Here is a 9238-nt window from a genome sequence, read left to right as displayed (position 1 = left end):
CCACGGGTCTGCACCCACGCAGCGCCGCCGGTCAGGTGCACGTAGGTGCCCTCGGCACCGGCGCGGTAGCCCGCCACGCCCTGGCTGGCCTGCACCATCGGCGTGCCGAGAGCCGGGGGGCAGGCGCAGCGTGCGCAGCTCGCCGTCGCCGCGCACGCGCCAGCCCGCGCCGTCGCGCGCCAGCGCGTAGGTGTGGAAGTCGCGCACCTTGCGGATGAACTCCGAGGCGAACACCGGGTGCAGCGGCTGGGCCACCGCCCAGTCGTACACCTTGCGCAGCACGTTGAGACCGGCGCGTTTGGTGGTGGAGTACACGTGGTAGTAGATGTCCACGGGCTTGATGCGGCGGGGCGTTTCCGTCATCTCGAAGCTCTGCAACACCTGCTCGTAGCCGTAGTAGGGGCCGCGCCACAGGTTGGTGTAGATGTTCTCGTTGGTGATGGGCGCGTACACCTGCAGGTAGCCGTTCTTCTGGATGCCATGCGCGCCCACCGCGGTGAGCGAGGGGTTGGTGCGCGTGATGGACGTGTCGCCGCCGTTCATGTTGAGCAGGCCTGCGCGTTCGGTGATTTCCAGCGCCTCGGCGCCGGGCGCGGTGTCGCCCGACCACAGCAGGATCTTCACTTTCTTGTCCGGGGGCGCCAGCCGGGTGTTGATGTATTCGCTGGAGCCCACGATCTCGCGCTTCAGGTCCATGGTGTAACCCGGTACGTCAAGGCTCATGGCGGCTTCCGAGTTGTCGCCGAACACGCCATGGCGCACGCTGCGGTCCCACAGGAAGGGGTGCGAGTAGGTGTGGCTGGCGATCTCGACGTGGGGCAGGCGGAACATGCGACGCGCGACGTCCTCCAGTTCCTTGCTCATCTCTGGATGCAGGCCGTATGGCGCGATCTCAGCCTCGATCACGGACATAGTTTGCGGCACGGTACGGTATTTCTCGAATATTTCTTTGAGAAGTACCAAGCCTGCGTTGGGGCTCCCCGGCAGTTCGGCCAATGATGGAAAGCCATCGCCATCGACATGCGAAAAAAATAACCGCCGGCCATTTTCCGTGGTCACGTCCGGCACTGGGATGGGCGACAAGCGCAGTGCTTGGGTTAAAAAGGCGAAGGGATCGACAACCCAGCGTGCGTACTCGGTGCCTGGTATTTCCTTCAATACGAAGGGGTCCATGATGAAGCCGCCCCAAGGCATGATTGCGCCGCCCAGCACAGATTGCCCACGCTGGTCCTTGAACTCGATCAGGGCACGACTGGCCAACGCGGGAGTTCCTTGACGTATCACCCGTTCGAATTGCGCTTGGTGAGATGGCTCTACGGCGGTTTCAAAGCCCATCATTGGATCTTGGGTCACTGACTTCTGAGCACCGCGCGGAGATACCGCATTGCTCTGAATGCCGAGCTTTTCGTTGAACTGGCGATCCAGGGTGAAACCGAAATCGCCGATCACTGCAATGGGAGTGCGATCTGCCAGCCGGCCCAGCAACCACTGGTTCATCGCCTTGATGCGCGTTTCAGGCAGAAAGCCGGAAAACCAAGTCACGATGCCTACATAACGGTCCTGGTAAACGCCCGTGGGCAACTCGTTGCGCACATCGGCATAGTCCACAACGTAGCCCATGTGATTGAGAGGCATCTGCAGGAAACGATGGGCCTCCGCGTAATTCAGTGCCGGCGTTTCGCCGCCGTAATAGACCACCAGCACCCGGCGCGGCACCACCTCGATGCTCCCCACGCCGATGGTGTGCACTTGGCTGTCCGTCACCCAGGGAATGAACCCCAAGTCCTTGATCTTCTGCGCCGTGGCGCGGGTCAGTTCACGATCGGCCGGCGGCACGTAGTCAATGGCCAGCACCGGCAGGCCGTCGCGTTCGCGGATCGTGCGCAACTGGCCCAGCAGCCATTCGCGGTCTTCGGCCTTGACGGGCTCGTAGCGCTGGGCGCCGGCGTTCCAGCCCTGGTACAGCGACTCGGCCGCCACCATCTGGATCTTGTCCTTGACCCGGGGCACGATCTCGAAGCCCCGGTTCAGGATGAGCTTGATGCCCGGAAAGCGCTGGTGCAGCAGTTCGATCACGCGCACGATGCCGGCCTGCTGCGCCGCCTCGTCGAACTGGTTGGCGAGCCGGTACGAGTCGAGCGTGTCCAGGAAAAAGCCGCGGTAGCCGCTTTGCCACAGCGGGCCGACCACACGGGAGGCGAAGAACTCAGGCCAGTCGGCCGGCGTCTGGTCGATCACCTCGGAATTCCAGGCGCCGTTGCGGGCCAGCTTCCACGCCGCGGGGATGTCGCTGTAGTAGGGACGGGACGACTGCACCTCCGCCACCGAGACGTAGGCATACAACTCGCTGCCGCTTTGGCGGTAGGCCACGGGGTCCTGGCCATGGCCGGGTTCGACCACCACGATGTCGAACACCTTCAGCTCCGACAGCGGGGCAGCCGGACCGTAGTGCAGCGCCACCGCTGGCGCAGCGGCCCACGCCCAGGCTGGCAGCACCAGGAATAGGCTTAAAAACAACAGTCGAAGCTTGGTTGGCACAGCAGGCAAAGGTGGGAAGGCAAAAGAAGAAGCGGTTCGGATGCAGGTGACCTCGTTCGGATCATTGGATCGGCAGCCGTGGAAGCGGAGGGTGCTTCCATTGGATGTTGGTACTTATAGACACATTGGCATGGAAAAGGGAGATGGATACACCTTTGTATTAATAAAAACAATCGACACAATAGCTTTCATTTGCCCTGATTTCACACCGATGGCGGCGCCGGAGTTAAATACCAGGGCGCTTCGCTGTTGCAGGGTTGACGCACTGTCGTTTTTTGTGGTGCCGGGTTGAGGCCTGTTTCCAGGCTGGCACCACACAGGTACGCACGGCGGGCCGTTGGGTTTCAAAAAAGGAGAAATTTCGTGATCCTCGTCACAGGCGGGGCCGGTTTCATCGGCTCCCACACTTGCGTCGCGCTGGCCTCCGCCGGCATTCCCTATCTCATCCTGGACAACTTCGGAAACAGCCGCCGCTCGGTGCTGGACCGCCTGGCCCGCATCACGGGAAAGGCGCCCGAATGCATCGAGGGCGACGTGCGCGACGAGGCCCTGCTGGCGCGCATCTTTGCCGAGCACCCCATCGAGGCCGTGGTGCATTTCGCGGCGCTCAAGGCGGTGGGCGAGTCGGTGCGCCAGCCGCTCGCGTACTACGACAACAACGTGGCCGGCACCGTGGTGCTGCTGCGGGCCATGCAGAAGGCGGGGGTGCGGTCGCTGGTGTTCTCCTCCTCGGCCACGGTGTACGGCGAACCGGCCTCGGTGCCGATCCGCGAGGATTTCCCCCTGTCAGCCACCAACCCCTACGGCTGGACCAAGCTCATGATGGAGCAGGTGCTGGCCGACGTGGATGCGGCCGAGCCCGGCCAGTGGCGCATCGCGCGGCTGCGCTACTTCAACCCCGTGGGCGCCCACGAGAGCGGCCTGATCGGCGAAGACCCGCAGGACGTGCCCAACAACCTGCTGCCCTACGTGGCCCAGGTCGCCGTCGGCATGCGCGAGAGCCTGAGCGTCTACGGCGACGACTACCCCACCCCCGACGGCACGGGCGTGCGCGACTACATCCACGTGTGCGACCTGGCCGACGGCCACGTCGCAGCGCTGCGCTACCTGCGCGAGCACCCCGGCCTGCTCACCGTGAACCTGGGGACGGGCGGCCCGTGTCGGTGCTGGAGATGGTGCGCGGCTTCGAGCGCGCGAGCGGCCGCCCGGTGCCCTACCGCGTGGTGGCGCGCCGGCCGGGCGACGTGGCCCAGTGCTGGGCCGACCCGGCGCTGGCCGAGCAACTGCTCGGCTGGAAGGCCCACCACGGCCTGGACCGCATGTGCGCCGACGCCTGGCGCTGGCAGGACGGGGCGGCGCGCACGCTCTGACGCGCCGCGGTCTCAGGCCGGCGCTTGCGCCGGGACGCCGTCGCCGCGCGGCGCATCGGGTTCGGTGTCCAGCGTGGCGGCGTGCACGGCCGCCTCTTCCTCGGACAGCAGCGCGCCCTCCCACTTGGCCACCACCGCGGCGGCGATCGAGTTGCCCACCGCGTTGGTCGCCGAGCGGCCCATGTCGAGGAAGGTGTCCACCCCGAGGATCAGCAGCAGGCCGGCCTCGGGAATGTTGAAGTGGTTGAGCGTGGCGGCGATCACCACCAGCGAGGCGCGCGGCACGCCCGCCATGCCCTTGGAGGTGAGCATCAGGATCAGCAGCATGGTCACCTGCGTCTCCAGCGGCAGGTGGATGCCGTAGGCCTGCGCGATGAACAGCGTGGCGAACGTGCAATAGATCATCGAGCCGTCGAGATTGAACGAGTAGCCCATCGGCATCACGAAGCTGGAGATGCGGCGCTTCACGCCGAACCGGTCCAGCGCGTCCAGCAGCTTGGGGTAGGCCGCTTCCGAGCTGGCCGTGGCGAACGACAGCAGGAACGCCTCGCGGATGTTGCGCAGCAGCACGATGATGCGCCGGCCCAGGGCCAGGTAGCCGGCCAGGATCAGCACGGCCCACAGGATCACCAGCGCCAGGTAGAAGTCGCCCATGAACACGGCGAACTTCAGCAGGATGCCCAGGCCGTTCACCGCCACGGTGGCGGCCATGGCCGCCAGCACCGCCACGGGGGCGAACTTCATCACGTAGCCGGTGATCTTGAGCATCACGTGCGACAGCTCCTCGATGCCGCGCACCAGCGTGCGGGCCTTCTCGCCCAGGCCCGCCAGGGCGATGCCGAAGAACATCGAGAACACCACGATCTGCAGGATCTCGTTGTTGGCCATGGCCTCCACGAACGAGCGCGGCACCAGGTGGTTCACGAAGTCCTTGAGCGTGAATTTGGACGTCGCCAGGTGCGCGGACTGCCCCGCATCCGGCAGCGCCAGCCCCATGCTCGCGCCCGGCTGCAGCACGTTGGCCAGCACCAGGCCCAGCAGCAGCGACACCAGCGATGCCGTGAGGAACCACCCCATGGCCTTGGCGAACACCCGGCCCACCGACGACGCATCGCCCATGTGGGCGATGCCCACCACCAGGGTGGAGAACACCAGCGGCGCGATCAGCATCTTGATGAGGCGCAGGAACACGTCCGAGGCGATGGAGATGTAGCCCGCGATGCGCGCGGCTTCCTCCGGCTGGAGCACGTTGGCGTGGATCAGGTGGCCGATCACGATGCCGAGCGCCATCGAGACGAGGATGCCGACCGCGGGCGGGAGCTTTCTTTTCTTGGGCTGCATGAGTGACAGGGCGCGGCCGGCGGGCCCCGAAAGGGGGAGCCGGCGATGCACCGATTTGGGGAAAACCCGCGATTGTGCTGCATGCGGGACGCCGCCCCGCCACCGGCCCCGCGCCCCCTGTCCGGCGCGTGGCGGGCTCCTACAATCGCCGGATGACCGCCACTCCGCCCGTGCCCCCCTCCGCGCGCTCCGTGACCTTCCATGGCCTGCCCGCGCTGCAGCTGGCGCTGCCGACGGGCGAGACCGCCACCATCGCGCTGCAGGGCGCCCAGGTGCTGTCCTGGACCGGCCGCGATGGCGCCGAGCGGTTCTTCCTGAGCCCGCGCGCCGCCCTGGACGGCCACTCGCCGATCCGCGGGGGCGTTCCCGTGTGCTTTCCCCAGTTCAACCAGCGCGGCCCCCTGGCCAAGCACGGCTTTGCGCGCACCTTGCCCTGGCGGGTGGAGCGCAGCGAGGCCGATGGCGACAGCGGCAGCGAGGGCCCCGTGGCCCGCGCCGTGTTCGCGCTGGACGACACGCCCGAGACGCGGGCCTGGTGGCCCCACGGCTTCGCGGCGCGCCTCACGGTGGTGCTGTCCGCCGAACACCTGTTGCTCGACCTGTCGGTGCGCAACACCGGCACCACGGCGTGGGATTTCACCGCTGCGCTGCACGGCTACTACCGCGTGAGCGACATCGCCGCCACCCGCGTGGAGGGGCTCGATGGCTGCGCCCGCTGGGATTCGGTGGCCGATGTGCATTCGGTGCAGCAGGGCCCCGTGGCGTTCGACGGCGAATACGACTGCATCTTCTCGGCCGCGCCCGCGCCACTTCGGCTGCACGCGGGCGACCACGCGCTGACCCTCGCGCAAAGCCCGTCCTGGGGCAACACGGTGGTCTGGAACCCCGGCGCCGCGCTGTGCGCCAAGCTGGCCGACCTGCCCCCCGACGGCTACCGGCACATGGTGTGCGTGGAAGCCGCCTGCATCGACCAACCCGTTCACCTGGCGCCCGGCGCCGGCTGGTCGGGCTGGCAGCGCCTGGGGGCCGGCTGAGCCGCCCCTTCACCCGTTTCTTTCTTCGGACTTCCCATGCTTGCCAAACGCATCATTCCCTGCCTCGACGTGACCGGCGGTCGCGTGGTCAAGGGCGTCAACTTCCTCGAACTGCGCGACGCGGGCGATCCCGTCGAGATCGCGGCGCGCTACAACGGCCAGGGCGCCGACGAGCTGACCTTCCTGGACATCACCGCCACCAGCGACGGGCGCGACCTCATCCTGCACATCATCGAAGCCGTGGCCAGCCAGGTCTTCATTCCGCTGACCGTGGGCGGGGGCGTGCGCACGGTGGAAGACGTGCGCCGCCTGCTGAACGCGGGCGCCGACAAAACGAGCTTCAACTCCGCCGCCATCGCCAACCCGGATGTCATCAGCGCCGCCTCGGCCAAGTACGGCGCGCAGTGCATCGTCGTGGCCATCGATGCCAAGCGCCGCCAGGGCGAGGACCTGCAGGCGCGGGGCGAGGGCTGGGACGTGTACAGCCACGGCGGGCGCAAGAACACCGGGCTGGACGTTTTGCAATGGGCCACCGAGATGGCGCGGCGCGGCGCGGGCGAGATCCTGCTCACCAGCATGGATCGCGACGGCACCAAGTCCGGCTTCGACCTGCAGCTCACCCGTGCCGTGAGCGACGCGGTCAGCGTGCCGGTGATCGCCTCGGGCGGAGTGGGCAACCTCGACCACCTGGCGGACGGCGTGCAGCAGGGCGGGGCCGATGCCGTGCTGGCCGCCAGCATCTTCCACTATGGCGAATACACCGTCGGCCAGGCGAAGGCGCGCATGGCCGAGCGGGGCATTCCGGTGCGGCTGTGACGGGCCGCACCCGGGGCCGCGCCCGCCTCGCGGCGGGGATCTGCACGGTCCTTTTCGCCGCCGTGCTGGCAGGCTGCGCGCAGGGCCCGCGCTCTGCGGGCAGCACGCCGGCGCCGTCCTATGCCTCGGGCTACTTCGACCGCGCGCCTTGCGCCGACCGCATCGGCCGCTGCTTCGACGCCACCATCGGCGGCCAGCCGGTGGAGGTGATCGCCACGCGCGAGGAGTTCGAACGCCTGCGGGCGCAGCTGCGCGCCCTCGACGGTGGCGTGCGAGACGTGTACTGGACCGTGCGCCGCCCCCTGGGCAGTGCCGCGGCGCTCGATGTGGAGACGTTCGCCAACGCGTTCGGGCGTGCCCATGTCGGCGAGCCCCGCGAGGAGGCCGACGTGACGGTGTATGCCCTCGACGGGCAGAACCTGGAGAGCGAGACCGAGCACGTCGCCAGCCCCGACGTGCGCATCGGCGGCCGCCCGGCCGTGGTGCAGCAGGAGACGCTCACGCAGGACACGCTGCCCCCCGGCCGCTACGCCTTCGCCATCAAGTACCTGGGCCGCACGAACTGGGACCGCAAATGGGTGTTCCTGTCGGTGCAGTGAGGCCCGCATGCCTTTTTGCATGAAAATGGCCTTCGGCGCAATCAATACTAGGGCGTTATGCTATAAAAATTATAGCAAAACAGGCCTTTCCCGCAGTGCAGCAAATGACCGAGAATGACTCCATGAACTGGCTCGACGAAGTGAAATGGGATGCGCAGGGCCTGGTGCCCGCCATCGCGCAGGAGGCGGCCACGGGCGACGTGCTCATGTTCGCGTGGATGGACCGCGAGGCCCTGGCCAAGACGGCCGAACTGGGGCGCGCGGTGTATTTCAGCCGCTCGCGCGGCAAGCTGTGGTTCAAGGGCGAGGAGTCGGGCCACGTGCAGACGGTGCACGAAATCCGCCTGGACTGCGACAACGACGTGGTGCTGCTCAAGGTGACGCAGCTCGGCCATGAGCCGGGCATCGCCTGCCACACCGGCCGCCACAGCTGTTTTTTCAGCGTGCTCAAGGACGGCGCCTGGCAGGCGGTCGATCCGGTCTTGAAAGACCCCGAGTCCATCTACAAATAACGGCAATGCCCATGACCATCCCCCTCACCGACGCCCCGGCTGCTCCGCAGGCCCGCCCGTCCGAAGACGCGCTCGCGCGGCTGGCCGCCGTGATCGAAAGCCGCAAGCCCGCCCACGGCGGCGATGCCGACAAGAGCTACGTGGCGCGGCTGCTGCACAAGGGGCCGGACGCCTTCCTCAAGAAGATCGGCGAGGAAGCCACCGAGGTCGTCATGGCCGCCAAGGACGTGGACCATGGCGCCGACCCATCCAAGCTGGTGTACGAAGTGGCCGACCTGTGGTTTCATTCCATGATCGCCCTCGCGCACTACGGCCTGACCCCGGCCGACGTGGTGGCCGAGCTGGAGCGCCGCGAGGGCACCAGCGGCATCGAGGAAAAATCCCTGCGCAAGGCCCTGGCCCGCGCCAACGACGAAGGAGCCAACGCGTGAGCGACATCATCGACGTGGAGCCGAACGAGCGGGCCGAATCGCTCAAGACCGTGGGTTGGATCAGCTATTTCCTGCACCTGATCGTCGCCGTGGGCGCCGTCATCCCCGGCGCGCAGCCGGGGGCCCTGCTGCTGGTCATCGCCCTGGTCATCGACCTGGTCAAGAAAAGCGATGCCGAAGGCACCTGGCAGGCCAGCCATTTCTCGTACCGCATCCGCACCGTCCTCTGGGCCGGCGTGCTCTACGTGGTGACCGCGCCGCTGTGGCTGCTGTTCATCGCGCCGGGCTGGATCGCCTGGGGCCTGATCTCCATCTGGTTCCTGTACCGCATCGTGCGCGGCATGGTGGCGATGAACAAGGGCCAGGCGATCGATGCCTGAGGCAGCGGCCCCCGCAGCGCCGCGGCGGCTCAACCTTGCCCTGCAGGGCGGCGGCTCGCACGGCGCGCTGACCTGGGGCGTGCTCGATGCGCTGCTGGAAGACGGGCGCTTCACGCTCGACGGCATCAGCGGCACGAGCGCCGGCGCCATGAACGCCGTGGCCCTGGCCCACGGCTTCGCGCAGGCCGCCAAGGCCCACCGGCATGCCAGCGCCGAC

At 67.4% G+C, this 9238-nt stretch carries 9 protein-coding genes and 1 pseudogene; 8 read left to right on the top strand and 2 right to left on the bottom strand.

Annotated elements, in window-relative coordinates; all coding sequences use genetic code 11:
- Positions 1–2496 (bottom strand): bifunctional glycoside hydrolase/polysaccharide deacetylase family protein (locus AC27IO_RS16800; RefSeq protein ID WP_498739774.1); only part of this gene is annotated, 2496 nt, incomplete at its 3' end.
- Positions 2497–2901: 405 nt separating this feature from the next.
- Here AC27IO_RS16800 and galE point away from each other — a divergent pair.
- Positions 2902–3908 (top strand): annotated as a pseudogene (gene galE, locus AC27IO_RS16795) (UDP-glucose 4-epimerase GalE).
- Between the two features lie 12 nt (positions 3909–3920).
- On the opposite strand, the gene AC27IO_RS16790 reads toward galE, so the two are convergent.
- Positions 3921–5249 carry a dicarboxylate/amino acid:cation symporter gene (locus tag AC27IO_RS16790; RefSeq protein ID WP_498739772.1) on the bottom strand — a complete coding sequence of 443 codons (1329 nt, stop codon included), beginning with the start codon at positions 5247–5249 and terminating at the stop codon, positions 3921–3923.
- A 152-nt stretch (positions 5250–5401) separates the two neighbouring features.
- On the opposite strand from AC27IO_RS16790, the gene AC27IO_RS16785 reads away from it, so the two are divergent.
- The 7 genes from AC27IO_RS16785 to AC27IO_RS16755 all read left to right on the top strand — a co-directional run.
- Positions 5402–6283: a D-hexose-6-phosphate mutarotase gene (locus tag AC27IO_RS16785; RefSeq protein ID WP_284429945.1), complete on the top strand. Its 882-nt coding sequence runs from the start codon at positions 5402–5404 to the stop codon at positions 6281–6283.
- A gap of 36 nt (positions 6284–6319) precedes the next feature.
- Positions 6320–7099: an imidazole glycerol phosphate synthase subunit HisF gene (gene hisF / locus AC27IO_RS16780; RefSeq protein WP_272551361.1), complete on the top strand. Its 780-nt coding sequence runs from the start codon at positions 6320–6322 to the stop codon at positions 7097–7099.
- The gene (locus tag AC27IO_RS16775) at positions 7096–7698 is read left to right on the top strand and encodes a hypothetical protein (RefSeq protein ID WP_498739770.1); all 603 of its coding nucleotides are present in this window, start codon (positions 7096–7098) and stop codon (positions 7696–7698) included. Before hisF ends, AC27IO_RS16775 begins: the two co-directional genes overlap by 4 nt.
- Before the next feature lie 104 nt (positions 7699–7802).
- Positions 7803–8210, top strand: a complete 408-nt coding sequence (hisI, locus tag AC27IO_RS16770; protein ID WP_487090342.1) for a phosphoribosyl-AMP cyclohydrolase — start codon at positions 7803–7805, stop codon at positions 8208–8210.
- Between the two features lie 11 nt (positions 8211–8221).
- Positions 8222–8641, top strand: coding sequence for a phosphoribosyl-ATP diphosphatase (locus tag AC27IO_RS16765; protein WP_284396774.1), 420 nt, complete (start codon positions 8222–8224; stop codon positions 8639–8641).
- Positions 8638–9021 (top strand): DUF4870 family protein, encoded by a 384-nt coding sequence (locus tag AC27IO_RS16760; protein WP_272567628.1) that lies wholly within the window; start codon positions 8638–8640, stop codon positions 9019–9021. The genes AC27IO_RS16765 and AC27IO_RS16760 overlap by 4 nt, the downstream gene beginning before the upstream one ends.
- On the top strand, positions 9014–9238 hold a 225-nt coding region (locus tag AC27IO_RS16755), incomplete at its 3' end, for a patatin-like phospholipase family protein (protein ID WP_498739767.1). The genes AC27IO_RS16760 and AC27IO_RS16755, both read left to right, overlap by 8 nt.

This window comes from Acidovorax sp. KNOB132, assembly GCF_057541515.1.
This window is presented reverse-complemented; position numbering and strand designations above follow the sequence as displayed.